The sequence below is a fragment of the Patescibacteria group bacterium genome (genome assembly GCA_018819405.1).
Taxonomy (GTDB): Bacteria; Patescibacteriota; Patescibacteriia; order UBA1558; family GWA2-36-10; genus XYD1-37-29.
In genome coordinates, this window is record JAHJQF010000001.1 from 773,404 (window position 1) to 786,855 (window position 13,452).

General features: G+C 35.3%; 16 protein-coding genes. 2 read left to right on the forward strand and 14 right to left on the reverse strand.

Annotated features, from left to right (window positions below; translation table 11 throughout):
• Positions 1–31 precede the first annotated feature (31 nt).
• From KKH39_03970 to KKH39_04015, 10 genes are all read right to left on the reverse strand, one after another.
• Positions 32–631 (reverse strand): non-canonical purine NTP pyrophosphatase, encoded by a 600-nt coding sequence (locus tag KKH39_03970; GenBank protein MBU1203166.1) that lies wholly within the window; start codon positions 629–631, stop codon positions 32–34.
• A complete protein-coding gene (locus tag KKH39_03975) occupies positions 618–1,055 on the reverse strand; it encodes an NUDIX domain-containing protein (protein MBU1203167.1) in 438 nt (145 codons plus the stop codon). The genes KKH39_03970 and KKH39_03975 overlap by 14 nt, the downstream gene beginning before the upstream one ends.
• Positions 1,048–2,541, reverse strand: a complete 1,494-nt coding sequence (gene lysS, locus KKH39_03980) for a lysine--tRNA ligase (protein ID MBU1203168.1) — start codon at positions 2,539–2,541, stop codon at positions 1,048–1,050. The genes KKH39_03975 and lysS overlap by 8 nt, the downstream gene beginning before the upstream one ends.
• 61 nt (positions 2,542–2,602) lie before the next feature.
• Entirely contained in the window at positions 2,603–3,412 is an 810-nt protein-coding gene (locus KKH39_03985; protein MBU1203169.1) for a glycosyltransferase family 2 protein, read from the reverse strand.
• 2 nt (positions 3,413–3,414) lie between these two features.
• Complete coding sequence (locus KKH39_03990) at positions 3,415–4,413, reverse strand: glycosyltransferase family 2 protein (protein MBU1203170.1); 999 nt, start codon at positions 4,411–4,413, stop codon at positions 3,415–3,417.
• The gene (locus KKH39_03995) at positions 4,385–5,830 is read right to left on the reverse strand and encodes an O-antigen ligase family protein (GenBank protein ID MBU1203171.1); all 1,446 of its coding nucleotides are present in this window, start codon (positions 5,828–5,830) and stop codon (positions 4,385–4,387) included. Before KKH39_03995 ends, KKH39_03990 begins: the two co-directional genes overlap by 29 nt.
• Positions 5,799–6,668, reverse strand: a complete 870-nt coding sequence (locus tag KKH39_04000) for a glycosyltransferase family 2 protein (GenBank protein MBU1203172.1) — start codon at positions 6,666–6,668, stop codon at positions 5,799–5,801. Before KKH39_04000 ends, KKH39_03995 begins: the two co-directional genes overlap by 32 nt.
• A 2-nt stretch (positions 6,669–6,670) precedes the next feature.
• On the reverse strand, positions 6,671–7,840 hold the full coding sequence (locus tag KKH39_04005; GenBank protein ID MBU1203173.1) for a glycosyltransferase: 1,170 nt from the start codon (positions 7,838–7,840) through the stop codon (positions 6,671–6,673).
• A 3-nt stretch (positions 7,841–7,843) separates the two neighbouring features.
• Entirely contained in the window at positions 7,844–8,929 is a 1,086-nt protein-coding gene (locus KKH39_04010; protein ID MBU1203174.1) for a glycosyltransferase family 4 protein, read from the reverse strand.
• An 11-nt stretch (positions 8,930–8,940) separates the two neighbouring features.
• Positions 8,941–10,380 carry a flippase gene (locus tag KKH39_04015; GenBank protein MBU1203175.1) on the reverse strand — a complete coding sequence of 480 codons (1,440 nt, stop codon included), beginning with the start codon at positions 10,378–10,380 and terminating at the stop codon, positions 8,941–8,943.
• Positions 10,381–10,689: 309 nt separating this feature from the next.
• On the opposite strand from KKH39_04015, the gene KKH39_04020 reads away from it, so the two are divergent.
• Both KKH39_04020 and KKH39_04025 read left to right on the forward strand, forming a co-directional pair.
• The gene (locus tag KKH39_04020; protein MBU1203176.1) at positions 10,690–10,845 is read left to right on the forward strand and encodes a hypothetical protein; all 156 of its coding nucleotides are present in this window, start codon (positions 10,690–10,692) and stop codon (positions 10,843–10,845) included.
• A gap of 22 nt (positions 10,846–10,867) precedes the next feature.
• Positions 10,868–11,353, forward strand: coding sequence for a hypothetical protein (locus tag KKH39_04025; protein MBU1203177.1), 486 nt, complete (start codon positions 10,868–10,870; stop codon positions 11,351–11,353).
• A 154-nt stretch (positions 11,354–11,507) separates the two neighbouring features.
• Here KKH39_04025 and rpsI read toward each other — a convergent pair whose 3' ends face one another.
• From rpsI to rpoA, 4 genes are read right to left on the reverse strand one after another with little or no spacing between them, the layout of a single operon-like run.
• A complete protein-coding gene (gene rpsI, locus KKH39_04030; GenBank protein MBU1203178.1) occupies positions 11,508–11,921 on the reverse strand; it encodes a 30S ribosomal protein S9 in 414 nt (137 codons plus the stop codon).
• 2 nt (positions 11,922–11,923) lie between these two features.
• Positions 11,924–12,271 (reverse strand): 50S ribosomal protein L13, encoded by a 348-nt coding sequence (gene rplM / locus KKH39_04035; protein ID MBU1203179.1) that lies wholly within the window; start codon positions 12,269–12,271, stop codon positions 11,924–11,926.
• Between the two features lie 15 nt (positions 12,272–12,286).
• Complete coding sequence (gene rplQ, locus KKH39_04040) at positions 12,287–12,637, reverse strand: 50S ribosomal protein L17 (GenBank protein ID MBU1203180.1); 351 nt, start codon at positions 12,635–12,637, stop codon at positions 12,287–12,289.
• A gap of 23 nt (positions 12,638–12,660) precedes the next feature.
• A complete protein-coding gene (rpoA, locus tag KKH39_04045; protein MBU1203181.1) occupies positions 12,661–13,434 on the reverse strand; it encodes a DNA-directed RNA polymerase subunit alpha in 774 nt (257 codons plus the stop codon).
• Between the last annotated feature and the right edge of the window lie 18 nt (positions 13,435–13,452).

Sequence of the window (13,452 nt, forward strand, 5' to 3'; positions counted from 1 at the left end):
AACTGCCCCAAATATTATATATGTATTTCGTTTATCCATATTTTAATTTTTTAATTACCTTCTCTAGTGCTTTTCCGCGGTGACTCAGTCTTGATTTTTCCTCTGGCGTCAATTGAGTAAAAACTTTGTCACTACCTTCTGGATAAAATATTGAACTCCAGGGTACACCCGGCTTAATTGGACAGACCAATTCTGTAGCAATTATACCTTGGCACTCCCCTCTTTCTGTAATTATTTCCTGACCATCATAAACTGCTACTACATCTACAAACTTTGCTATTCTTCTTTCAGTCGGAATATCTTTCATAGCAACAAACATTTTGTCTATGAGCTCCTGGTCACTCAGTCTCTGACCGCCCCAGCGTCTAGATTCTACTCCAGGCTGACCACCCAAAGCATCTACCTCCAATCCTCCGTCATCACTTAATACTGGCATTTTTGCCAACTGATAATAATATTTTACTTTAAGCAAAGCATTATCTTCAAAAGTTTGGCCGGTTTCTTCAGGGTCTTCATTAATATCTAAATCATTTAATGATAATAGTTCAATATTTAAAGAACTAAGTTGTTTTTTTATTTCTTCAAATTTTCCGGAATTGTGGGTGGCAATGAGTAGTTTATTTATTTTCATTATCAAAAGGATTAATGCCTAGTTTCATAAAATTATCTACAGGTATCATACGAGGATACGGTAATTTATCCCATTCATACCAATCCCAACCACGGGCTTTATGAGGCTCCATATCCTTGACTTCTCCGCCAGCATAATCACATACCAAGAAAATTGTAATAAAATGATCTGAATTATTAGGATAAATATCGTTAGTCAAGGTTAAAATTTTTACATTTTTAACATCAACATTAGTTTCTTCCTTTACCTCTCTGGCGGCACAATTTTCTATAGTTTCGCCAATTTCTATATTACCTCCCGGAAAATGCCAAAGATTTTTTCCAGGATCCTTTAACCTTTCTGAAAATAAAACTTTACCATCTTTTCTCACAATTACTGCCGTGCCAACACCCGGTCTTAAATTTCCTTTTTGGTCTTTATTCATTTTTTGGTCTCATTGTTGGAAATAAAATAACTTCTTTTATATTTTCAATATCGCCCAACATCATGACTAATCTGTCTATTCCAATACCTAGTCCGGCGGTCGGTGGCATACCGTGCTTCAAAGCTTCTACAAAATCATCGTCAGCACCCTGTGCTTCTTCGTCACCTGCTTCTCTAAGCTGTTTTTGTTCGGCAAATCTTTTTTCTTGATCTAGCGGATCATTGAGCTCAGAAAAAGCATTGCAAAGCTCTGCTGTCTTAACAACCAATTGAAATCTTTCTACATAATTTGGTCTATCAGGAATTTTTTTGGCTAGTGGGGAAATCTCTAACGGATGATTAATCAAAAATACAGGCTGAATCAATTTGGTGCGTACAAACTTTTTATACAATTCATCAAGCAGTTTTCCTCTGCCCCAAGTTTTGTCAGGCTTTAGGCCAGCTTTTTTGGCTATATCAAAGAGCTCTTTATCATCAGTTTTTTCCAAATCAATCTTTAGAGCTTTTTCCAGTGACTCTTTAAAATCAATTCTCGGATATGGAGCTTTAAAATCCAGAGTGTCTTGGCCATTTTTTATTTTGGTACTATTATTATTTATTTTCTTGACCAGCCAAGCCATAAAATTTTCTACCATGACCATATAATAATTGTAGTCTTTGTAAGCTTCATAAGCTTCAATCTGGGTAAACTCAGGATTGTGCTGATGGTCAATACCTTCATTTCTAAAGCAACGGGCAATTTCATAGACTTTGTCATAACCGCCAATTATTAGTCTCTTGAGATACAATTCTGGTGCCACACGAAGGTACAAAGGAATATCCAAAGCATTGTGGTGCGTGATAAATGGCTTGGCAGTTGCTCCGGAGGCGATGTGCTGCAAAACAGGAGTATCTACCTCGGTATAAGCCATATTGTCAAAATATTCTCTGGTATATTTTATGATTTTACTCCTCAAATCAAAAACTTTTTTGACCTCTGGATTGACTAATAAATCAAGATATCTTTTGCGAAATCTGGTATCAGGGTCTTTGAGACCATAATACTCATTTGGCATTGGTTTTAAGGCTTTGGAAAGTAAAGTAATTTTTGATACCAAAATAGTCGGCTCTTTTGTTTTAGTTTCAAAAGCACAGCCAGTCAGCTCTACAAAATCTGCTTCATCAATATCTGTTTTGAAAAAAGCATATTCTTTTTCACCAACATTGTCTTTTCTTAAAAACGCCTGAACAGTTGCACTGCCATCACGAAAATGAAAAAATGAAGAACCACCCTGAATTCTGAGACTGATTATTCTACCACTTAGAATAATCTTTTTTTGCGATTTTAAAAGCTTGGTAAAATCATCCAAAAATTCTTGGGTGGACATATTGACTGAAGTCCTGGCTGGGTATGGCTCCAAACCAGCTTTTTTTATAGCTGATAGTTTGGACAAACGCAGTTTATATTGATCATTGATATTTGGGCTTTTTTCTTGATTTTTCAGCATAATATTAAAAAATAATTACATGATAATAATACCCAAAATCGGGTTAAAAATCAAGGCAAAATTAAGCCACTTTTGGCAATTTTTTACCTTTAAATTTACGAAGGTATTTTATAAAACTTATAACATGATTTCTGGCTGATTTGGAAAATAAGGTCTTTGGCAGACTTTCCGAAGCTGATTGACGACGATGAAGATGGATTACTTCGGCCTGACCAATATAGGCAACTTTATAATTGTTTTCCCAAAAACGTCTAGACCAATCAAGATCTTCCATATACATAAAATATCTTTCATCCAACAAACCGACAGTTTGTAAAGCCTCTTTCCTAACAATCAAACAAGCGCCAAAAAGAGCCGGCACATAGCTATTTTTACTGTGATCCAAATCTTTCATCAGATATTTGTGAAGCCATTTTTGACCAGACTTGGTATCTCCAAGAGAAGTACGTCTGTACAAAGGCAATTTCCAGTCAGGAAACTCTGTGCAAGAGTATTGAACAGACTTATCCGCATTAATTAGCCTAGGTCCAGCCAGTCCTACCTCAGGATGTCTTTCCATATACTGATACATCTTATCAATTGCATCTGATAATATTGCCAAATCAGGATTCATAACTAAAATATATTTTCCACTAGCTCTTTTGATACCCAGATTGTTGCCGGCTGCAAAACCTCCATTAATATCAGACTGCACAAAATGGACTTCAGGAAACTTCTCCTCTATAATTTCTTTTATACCATCATAAGAAGCATTATCCACTACGATTATTTCATATTCATAGGGAATATTGATCTCATGAATAATATTTTTCAAGAGCTCTTTGGTTAAATTTTTATTATGATAATTTAAAATTATTATTGATAAATCCATAATTATTTTTCAAACCATTTATAAATATCGTCTGCCTCAATTTTTCTATGTTTGGCAATATATTTTTTTTTGTCTTTAATTTTTGGTATCATTTTTATATACTCTGATAATCCTGACAATGTAGATCTTTCAAAAAACAAAAGATACATAAATTTTTTAAACTCATACCATTTTATATATGGCCAGTCACGCCACAAATTTTTTAAATATGAATTTTTATATATTGTCAAAAAATGATTACGATAAGAAAGTTTATTGGCCATGCCCCTACTCTTTCTGCTCTGGCGCAAATCTTTACCTTTGGATACAGAACGATGATGATATGCTTTGGTAGTAGCAATCAACCAATTTTGCCAGCCAAAAAGCCTGAGGCGCCAAGCCAAGTCCACATCTTCCTTATAAGCGAAAAAAAAATCATCAAAACATTCTAAATGATTATCCTTGGCCTGCCAAGCAACCTGATCAATAGACCGACGACGATACAAAGTAGCTGCCGCTGACAAACCAAACACCTCCTGACTAGGTAAACTAAAATCCTCTTTACCCTGATAAGCATCAACTACTTGCCTCTTTCTGTCTATTTTGAGGCCGTATGAATCAATTATTTTGGTCTTTAAACCATTATCAAAATCCCAATACATTAATTTTCCCGCACAACTGGCTGCTTTGGTATTAGTATCTAAAAATTCAACTAATTTACTCAGATAATCGGGCTCCAAAATAATATCTTGATTTATGACAAAAACATAATCAGAGTCTGACCAATTGATAAGCAAGTTATGCCCTCTGGCAAAACCAAGATTCTTTTTTTGTTCTATTATTCTGGCGTGCGGATGATGCTCCCTGACTATAGCCACAGAATTGTCACTTGAGGCATTATCTAATACCAAAAGATCCCAGTCCTTAAAATTTTGCTCATGCAAACTTTTTAGAAGCCATGGTAAATAACGCTCGCCGTTATAGGTCAGTAAACTAATAATAACTTTTTTTTTCTTTTGCATATGTAGTAAATATAACTATAGAGATCATTAATAATCCCAGACCCAAAGGATGATTTATATAAGGAGTAAAAATATGAATTATTATTAGGCTAGTAATAGCACTCAATATAGAAAGCACGCTTATTGGATCCTTATTGAGTATTTTATACCCTCTCTGATATATTTGCCAGAGCCATATAAAAAATACAAGGATAATACCCAAACCTGCTTTGAGCCACATATCGAGCCAGCCCCATTCAAAAGCATAGGTGGTATATGTGCCGTCAGGATTATTGTCATTTTTGATCCTAGGGTCAGATGACTGATAGGTCAATTCACGGCCAAAACCAGAGCCAATAATAATATTTTCCCCTATCGCCTTTTTCATAGGACCCAAAAGCTGACTACGACTACTAGCTGCTGCCTCGCTACTATCTACAGTCCTCTGATAAAATATATTAAAGCCGTGATATTTTGGTGTATTATAAAAAAATAAAACTATCAAGCTACTTGAAATAAGTAAAACAAAAAGCCAAACAAAAATATAAACCGATAAATGTTTTTTTTGGTAAAAGAAAATATTGATCAATAAAAACACCAGTCCAACAAATGCACCCAGCCAAAAACTACGCGATAGACTTATTAATAATGCCGCCGAAATCAAACTAAGTAACAAAAAATTTGTTTTGTTTTTAAAATCTTTTATCTGATACAAAAACATATAAAACCAGGCCAACAAAAGATAAAATTGTGATTGGAAAAATATCCTAAAAAATCCCTGCCCAAAAGGTGTAATCTCACCTGTCCTAGTATCACGGATCCACTTGTATATCAAATTGGTATTCAAAAAAGAATAATCTGCCACAAAAATATTAAAAATAATAACAGTCTTTAGGGCTATGATAATGGCCGCCGCTTTTATAATCTCAAAAAACTCTGCCACAAAATTACTTTCAAAAATCTGATACCAAACTGGTAAATAAAAAAGATATAAATAAGCATTGGCATCAAAAAATATATTGGCTATTGGATAAGACTTCAAGTAGCCATTTAAAACTCCGGCGGCAACAAACACCAATAAAAATAAAAAAATAAATAATAAGGTTCCGTCTTTTAGTATTTTCCAATTTCTAAAATTTATATTTTTGACAAACCAGACAAAAATAACCGCCAAAAATATAGACAATCGTAAATTAAAATAACCATATTCAAAGCCGTGCCCTAATGAGCCCCAGGCTAACTCGGCAATCGGTATATAAAAATAATATCTAGAATCTTTGAAACACAAAATCACAGTGACTAGTGCCGTCAAAATTAAAATATAAAGATTAAGCTGGCTAAAATTATAGGCCAGCCAAGACAAAAATTCCAAAATTATAAATCCGGAAAGATAGTATAGATATTTATTATTTGTATTTATTTTTGAGAAAAATGACATAAAAAACTGTCAACAAAATATTTATAGGTATAATCAACAAAATAATTAACCACTCTATGAAAGGTTTGTGTTTGAAAAAATATCTGAGTATACTTTTATTAAATATTATCTGTTTGCGCAAACTGTTTCTCTGGCTAAAACTTTCTCCACCCTTGTGAATGATAGTGGCATAAGGTATATATTTTATCTTGAGTCCAGCTTGTACAGCCCGCAAACAAAAATCAACCTCTTCAAACCATATAAAAAATTTCTCATCAAATTTTCCAATCTTTTCAAAGACATTTCGCCTGATAAGCATTGCCGCCCCCATTATCTGCTCCACCTCCTGCTCCTTGCTATAATTAAAATCATTGGCTAAATAATTGGACAATAACTTATTGTCTACCAAAATATTTTTGAGCTTTAACATAATTAATATCTGAGACAATAAATCAGGAAAACGCCTAACTGAGGACTGATTAGATCCATCAGGGTTGATAATTTTTGGCCCTACTATATCTACACTAGGATTATTTTTAAAATATTTTAATGCTTCCTCAAAAAAACCATCAGTAACTTCTGTATCTGGATTGAGCAAAAAAATTATATCCGCATGCGCCTGCTCTAAAGCTAAATTATTGGCCGCGGCAAAACCAATATTTTGTGGTAGAGCTATCATTCTGATCATTGGATATTCCATCATTACCATCTCTGAAGTACCGTCTGCAGAATCATTGTCTACCACTATTATTTCTAATTGCTTGTTGCCAGTCTCAGCCAAAATAGAATTGAGACATTTTTCTAATAATGCCCTGACTTTCCAATTAACTATGATTATTGATACATCCGGTCTTGTCATATCTAATTTAGCTTATTGTCTATAAGATCCAACATTTTTGATACTGTATTAAACCAAGAAAATTTCTTTACGAATTCCTGACGAACAGCTTGTTTTTCTGCATTGTCTGATGACAACTCATCATTCATTTTTTGATTAAAATCAGCATAATCTTTGGCGGTTGAAATTATTTCTTGGACATTTTCTGTACCAATATTTTCGGTAGCCACCACTGGCTTGCCACAAGCTAAATATTCATACATTTTCATAGGATTGGTACTAGCTGAAAATCCGGCTGTCTTGTGCGGTATAATACCCACATCAAATTGCTGTATATATATAGGGGCATCACTATATTTTTTGTAGCCCAAAAAAAATATATTTTCTTCTTTTTCAAGCTCTGCTTTTTTGCTTTCCTGTTCAGCCCAGACCGGACCGACCAATACAACAGATTTGTCCCGATTATGCTCAGCTAAATATTTTACCAAATCAAGATCTACCTTATCCTGAATCACGCCTAGATAACCAATTATTGGCTTTTTTATATCAGCAATATCACGATTAATCAGAGCAAATTTTTTATTGTAATGTTTGATATCAACTCCGTTTGGCATCCAATATACATTTGGCTGATCATCAAAAAAATTGGTCAGATTTTTTGACACTACAAATATCAAATCAGCTGAATCCTTGATTGTCTCATAAGATTTTTTGAGTTTATCTGTATATTTGTTATAAGAAGAATGAAGTAACCAATTGTCAACTGCATCAAAGACTGTCAGCTTCTGACCAAAATTGTCCCAATGTGGAGCAATGAAAGGATAATATGACCACAACACTAAATTACCAAAGTTGAGGTCAATTGCCATTTTTTTGACACGCTTGATAGTATTTTTTGGTCTAAGCCAAAAATCAATATCAGTATAAATATATAATTTTTCAGAAACCTTAGAAACTTTGTAAGTTAAACCCCTTTTTATTGTTTTTGAATCTTTAATATTGAGTACCAAATCTTCTTTGTAAGCCCGGATTGATCGCTTTAGATTCAAGGGCAAATAATCAACCGCCAATATCTTGCCAATTTCTTCACGGTTACTAAGCTCACATAAAATATGATAATTACGGTTGGAAACGCCCTCATCCCATTCGGAATAATTGGACATATTAAATATGACTAAATCAAATTTTTTCATATATTATTGTAAAATCTGCTTTAAAATGTCGCTTTTTCTGCTAACATTATTAAAATTTTGTATTATTTGATAAGCTCTATCTGACAGTTTATCAGCTTCTTTTTTATTTTTCAACAAATATCTCAAATGTCTGTTTAGCTGACGAACATCAGCATTTTCAACCATCAATACATCATCTGGACTAAATATTTCTGTCACTCCGCCTCTGGCTCCGCAAATGATGGGAATATGCATATTGGCCGCTTCCAAATAAACAATCCCCAAACCCTCTATATCACCTTCTTCTGACCTATGAGGCATCACAAATACATCAGACATTTTATAAAAATATATTTTTTCCTGATCTTTAATATTTTCAAAGAGAAAAACTTTTTTATTCAAATTTTTTTCTTTTATCAATTTTTTAATATTATCTTTTTCCGGACCAGAACCAACAATAAAATATTTTATGTTATATTCGTCTTTTAACTGACTGATAGCATCTATGACTAAATCATGCCCCTTTCTCTTGACTAAGCGGCCAACTGTCAACAATATTTTTTCACCATCTTTGATATCCAATTTTTTCCTAAAAGCCTCCAATACCCTAGTATCATACTTATCAACCAAATCAACACTGGGATAAATAAGGCTTATCTTTTTTTCATCCAGATCAAGACCTTTTAGCGACAAAGCTGTACTCTGACTATTTACAATAATGTGTTTTGCATTGTGCAATATCTTTTTGGTTAATTCTGGCTTATTTTTTAAAGCCAAATTTATATCCAGACCATGCAAAGATATGATGTAAGGTATTTTCAGAAAATATGCTACGCTGCCGAGTGGCAAAATATTTGGCGTAAAAATTTGTTCTATACTATTTTCTTTTATAATTTTTTTTAATTTCAAAATAGATAATCCCCAACTTGGTTTGACTAGCGGCCAACGCAATCTCGTGTTTATAATATTATCATGTGACTTTACTTCTTTATGATCTGTTAATACCAAATAATCATCTTTATTATAATCCTTAAATAAATTATAAACATAGCGGGCCACTCCCCCTTTGAAAGGATAATATTCGTGAGTTAAAACCAAAGTTTTTTTCATTCCCTTAAAAATCATGAAGTCTTAAAAAATGATTTTTTCAAACTCATTATATCAGCTTGTGACATGGTCTTAGTTGTAAACATAATAACTATATAAACCAACGCCCCTAGGACAATTGTAAAATACCAACTCATAAAATCTTTTAAATATATAACTACAAAATACATTATCAAAGAAGACAAAAATGAGCCTAAAATAGGCAAAAAATAACGCCATTTTAACTGAGCAATATGCGCCACAATAAATAAATTTAGAGAAAATAATAATACTGTACTCATGGTAGAAGCCAGACTAGCCCCCCAGATACCAAAGCGTGGGATGAAAAATAAATTTAAAATTACATTAAAGGCCATGACTAAACCCAAATTCCTAGTATTTGTTTTTTCACGTCCTGAGGCATTCAAAAAACTGGACAGAGAAAAATTGATAAACAAAAACGGAATGGAGGCAATAAGCACCTGTAGTGGAAAAACAGAAAAGCTAAACTCGGAAGTATAAAGATATGGCACTATCTGATGAGCTAAAGCAATAATGCCAAAGCTAATGGGCAAGGAAATGAAGGCTAAATAATTAAAAGCTTTACTAAAAACTTGCCTTAGTTTGGCCTGATCATTTTTGAAAAAATCTGTAAAAGCCGGGTAAAGAGCGGCCACAAATGCCAGTGGTATAAATTGCAAAGCAAAAGTTATCTTGTAGGCAATACTATAGAAACCTACTTCTTCATCACCAAGATATATTTTCAACAAAAATGTGTCCATATAAGCATAAATCTTGGCAAAAATTGCCGCTAAGGCAAAAGGCAAGGCTACCTTGATAATTTTTTTGGCCAATCCTTTGTCAAAATATATTGCTGGTTTGACATGGAATTTATTCAAAAGTATCAGGAAGGAATAAATCATATTAAACAAACTAGCTGTCAACAAAACTGTGAGTAATATAAAAACATCAGTAGTAAATTGCAATAAGCTAAGACCCATCACAATCACAATAACTTGAAAGATTATAGTACCCCATGATTCCCATTTTAGACTTTGCTTGCCTCGAATATACGCATAAAAAAATAAAGTAAAACTATCTATCACAATAATTGCCGTAGTCAGATAAATAAGGTTTCTGACAGCGTCATTATAAAAAATAATAGTATCTAAAAAATAAATCACAATGACCGTCACTAAAGCAAGCAATAACTTAAAAGTAAAAATCTGATCAAACCACCTTTTGGTATCATTATTTTCTTTGGCAGTCTCTCTGATAAGTAGTGGCGACATACCTAGATCAGAGATAACTGCAAACATAGTAGCAAAAGAAATAGCAAAAAAATACTGCCCAGTAGCCCCAACTCCCAGAGCTCTAGCTAAAAGAGTAAAATACACAAAAGACAGCACCTTTTGCAGTATAAGAGCTGTCATAAAAAAACTAGTGTTGGCAGTGATTTTTTGGGCGCTTACCATACCCATTAGGCAATTAATTATTGAGTATATTTAAGACATTTGTCCCATTAATTTTCTAACGGGATATAGCCACATTATATCAGAAAACCCAACAAAAATAAATCTTTTTGGTGTTTTTATCTCTATTGACAAAAATGATATATTATGATATAGTATAGATGATATCTATCGGCGGAGACACCCTCCTCCTAAAATTGTTCACCGCAACGGAAGGTACGTGTCATAAAAATCGGAACCGTACTTCTCATTACCAACGTGATCTCTGGAGCCACCAACTTCATCTGTGCCTGCACCCTGTGCAAGATGATTATGTCCACGGACAAGATCGATAAACCGCTGGAGAATTTCCTGAGCATCCTGATCATGGTAATGCTTATGGGTGGTATCACGAGCATCATCCACTCGATTATCTGGGTCCTCCAGGACACCATCGGCAAGGAAAATCGTACTCACAACGGTGGCTAATCCACCAGAAGGGAAGTATACAATGGAACTGAAATTCGGACCCCGATCCCAGGCCTCGTTGTTCCTGACCTCCTTCGGCATCGGCAACATATTCTGGCAGCTGCCCTGGTGGGTCAACGCCATCCTGATCGTCTTCGGCCTCCTGCTCGGCGCCGCCTACCACATGAGCAACGAGAAACGCTACATCCTGTGGCCCCAGGCCATCAACAACCCGCACACGGGTAATGTAGCCCCCAGCGCCAAGTTCGACTTCTCTGGCCTAATGAAGGTCGAGCGCGAGCACCTAGCAGCTCGGATCGTCAGATACTGCCGCCACAATGGAAACAGCTGGGCGCATTTCACCTATGACGATCTGATCAAGTTCGTCAAATCTACGGAAGGTGCTTCTGCCTTTCCTCGGGTCAGTGTGACTGACCTGGACTGGATGCAGAGCTATGGTCTGCTCAACCGCGTCTGCGGAATGTACGTTGTTAGCGACGAGTTCGTCCGCCGCTACTACCGAGGATAGCCTCCACCATCGAGGCCTCCGACTGCCGCCCCGGCATCACAACTGGGGCGGCTTTTTTAACCCCCTAAATCCCCCTTTACAGGGGGACTTTTTGAAACTAAAAACCTCCCCTGTTAAGGGGAGGCGCCGAGCTTAGCTCGACGGAGGGGTTAATTTAACGTTTTGACCATTGTGGAGCACGACGGGCTTTACGCAAGCCTGGTTTTTTTCTTTCTTTGATTCTGGAATCACGAGTCAAAAATCCTTCTTTTCGTAAACTGGTACGTAATTCTTCGTCAGTGGCTAAAAGTGCCTTGGCAATACCATGTCTAATGGCGTCTACTTGCCCTCGCACTCCTCCACCATGGGTTTTGATTGAAATATTAATATTTTCACGTCCAGCTAGTTTTAGAGGTTTGAGAATCTCTTCTTGCCACTCAATATAATTTAGGTATTCTTTATAGTCTTTATCATTGATGGTAATTTTGATACCTTTTGAATTATCTTTCATAATCCTAACTCTGGCAATAGCGCTTTTTCTTTTACCAGTAGCTGGGGTGAAATCTTTATTTTCTTTCTTAACTGCCATAGTTAGTTTATTTTTAATCTTTTAATCATATGTGGCCTGAGTTTGTTCTTTGGGAGCATATCATAAACCATGCTCTTTAAAACTGCGGCTGGTTCATTAGCCATCATGTCCTTGAGATTTTTGGTACGAATTCCTCCTGGATATCCAGTGGTTCTATAATAAACTTTGGTTTCCAATTTTTTGCCAGAAAACTTCATATCTTTGACATTGTCAATTTCTACAATATCACCGCCATCAATATGTGGCTGATAAGAGGCTTTATTTTTACCTTGTAGCAAAACAGCAATCTGGCTGGCTAATCTACCGGCAATCTGGCCACTGGCATCAATTTTGTGTGTCATTCTTTCCATATTTTTACACTGAGTTTATACAAATTCAATTTGAGACATAGGAGCTCCGTCACCTTGGCGAGGTCCAATTTTTATTATTCTAGTATATCCGCCTTTTCTTTCTTTATATCTTGGTCCCAAGACATCCAAAATCTTTTGAGTAGCCTTGGTATCATGCAAAGTTTTGTTGATTTGTTGCTTATTGTGGACGGATTTTACTTTACCACGGGTAATAAGCTTTTCTACAATTGGTCTGATTTCTTTGGCCTTGGCGTCGGTAGTAACTACCTTTTCATAAAGAACCAAAGAAGTAGCCAAATTATCCAACATAGCTTTTCGTGGTGCTTTTTCTCTACCAAATTTTCTACCTACTTTATTATGTCTCATATTATACTGAATTTAACAAACTATTATTTTTCTTCTTCTTTATCTTCTTTAGCTTTAGCTGTTTTTTTGGCAGCTTTTTTTGGTTTTTCCTCTACCACTTCCACCTCTTCAGTTTGAACAAAAAAATTGAACTGTTCACGAAGTATATCAGCGGCTCTAGAGATTGCAGTAGCGGCATCAATGGTACCATCAGTCAGCATATCCAAAGTGACTTTTTCATAATTGGTCATTTCTCCAACCCGAACGTGAGCCATCTCAAAACCAACGTTCAAAACTGGTGAAAAACTGGCATCAATAGCTATAGTACCAATTTCCAATTTCTCTTGCTCATCACGCTGCTCTACAGTGACATAGCCTCTACCTTGCTCTACAGTAATTTCCATTTCAAATTTGGCAGATTTTTCAGTAATAGTAGCAATGACCAAATCAGTATTTACAATCTCTACATCTGAATTCTTTTTTATGTCTTGGGCAGTGACTACTTTTTCTCCTTTGACATCAATAGATAATTTTATTGGTTCTTCAGAAAAACATTTTAGCCTAAGTTGCTTCAAATTTAGCATTATTTCGACCAGGTCTTCCTTGACGCCATCAACAGAATCAAATTCGTGCTGTGCGCCTTCAATCTTGAAGGCAGTGACAGCTGCACCTTCTAATGATGACAAAAGCACTCTACGAAGAGCGTTGCCTACAGTCACACCAAAGCCTGGAAAAAAAGGTTCAATCACTACTTGGTAGCGATTATCTTTGAGGTCTTTGATATTGACTTCCTCTGGTAAACTAATTTGTTTGATCATAGCCCTATTTTTAGTTTT

What these genes read in the sequence shown, in the direction of transcription:
- KKH39_03970 (MBU1203166.1), bottom strand. Translation starts at nt 631, where the DNA reads ATGAAAATAAATAAACTACTCATTGCCACCCACAATTCCGGAAAATTT.
- KKH39_03975 (MBU1203167.1), bottom strand. Translation starts at nt 1,055, where the DNA reads ATGAATAAAGACCAAAAAGGAAATTTAAGACCGGGTGTTGGCACGGCA.
- lysS (MBU1203168.1), bottom strand. Translation starts at nt 2,541, where the DNA reads ATGCTGAAAAATCAAGAAAAAAGCCCAAATATCAATGATCAATATAAA.
- KKH39_03985 (MBU1203169.1), bottom strand. Translation starts at nt 3,412, where the DNA reads ATGGATTTATCAATAATAATTTTAAATTATCATAATAAAAATTTAACC.
- KKH39_03990 (MBU1203170.1), bottom strand. Translation starts at nt 4,413, where the DNA reads ATGCAAAAGAAAAAAAAAGTTATTATTAGTTTACTGACCTATAACGGC.
- KKH39_03995 (MBU1203171.1), bottom strand. Translation starts at nt 5,830, where the DNA reads ATGTCATTTTTCTCAAAAATAAATACAAATAATAAATATCTATACTAT.
- KKH39_04000 (MBU1203172.1), bottom strand. Translation starts at nt 6,668, where the DNA reads ATGACAAGACCGGATGTATCAATAATCATAGTTAATTGGAAAGTCAGG.
- KKH39_04005 (MBU1203173.1), bottom strand. Translation starts at nt 7,840, where the DNA reads ATGAAAAAATTTGATTTAGTCATATTTAATATGTCCAATTATTCCGAA.
- KKH39_04010 (MBU1203174.1), bottom strand. Translation starts at nt 8,929, where the DNA reads ATGAAAAAAACTTTGGTTTTAACTCACGAATATTATCCTTTCAAAGGG.
- KKH39_04015 (MBU1203175.1), bottom strand. Translation starts at nt 10,380, where the DNA reads ATGGTAAGCGCCCAAAAAATCACTGCCAACACTAGTTTTTTTATGACA.
- KKH39_04020 (MBU1203176.1), top strand. Translation starts at nt 10,690, where the DNA reads ATGTCCACGGACAAGATCGATAAACCGCTGGAGAATTTCCTGAGCATC.
- KKH39_04025 (MBU1203177.1), top strand. Translation starts at nt 10,868, where the DNA reads ATGGAACTGAAATTCGGACCCCGATCCCAGGCCTCGTTGTTCCTGACC.
- rpsI (MBU1203178.1), bottom strand. Translation starts at nt 11,921, where the DNA reads ATGGCAGTTAAGAAAGAAAATAAAGATTTCACCCCAGCTACTGGTAAA.
- rplM (MBU1203179.1), bottom strand. Translation starts at nt 12,271, where the DNA reads ATGGAAAGAATGACACACAAAATTGATGCCAGTGGCCAGATTGCCGGT.
- rplQ (MBU1203180.1), bottom strand. Translation starts at nt 12,637, where the DNA reads ATGAGACATAATAAAGTAGGTAGAAAATTTGGTAGAGAAAAAGCACCA.
- rpoA (MBU1203181.1), bottom strand. Translation starts at nt 13,434, where the DNA reads ATGATCAAACAAATTAGTTTACCAGAGGAAGTCAATATCAAAGACCTC.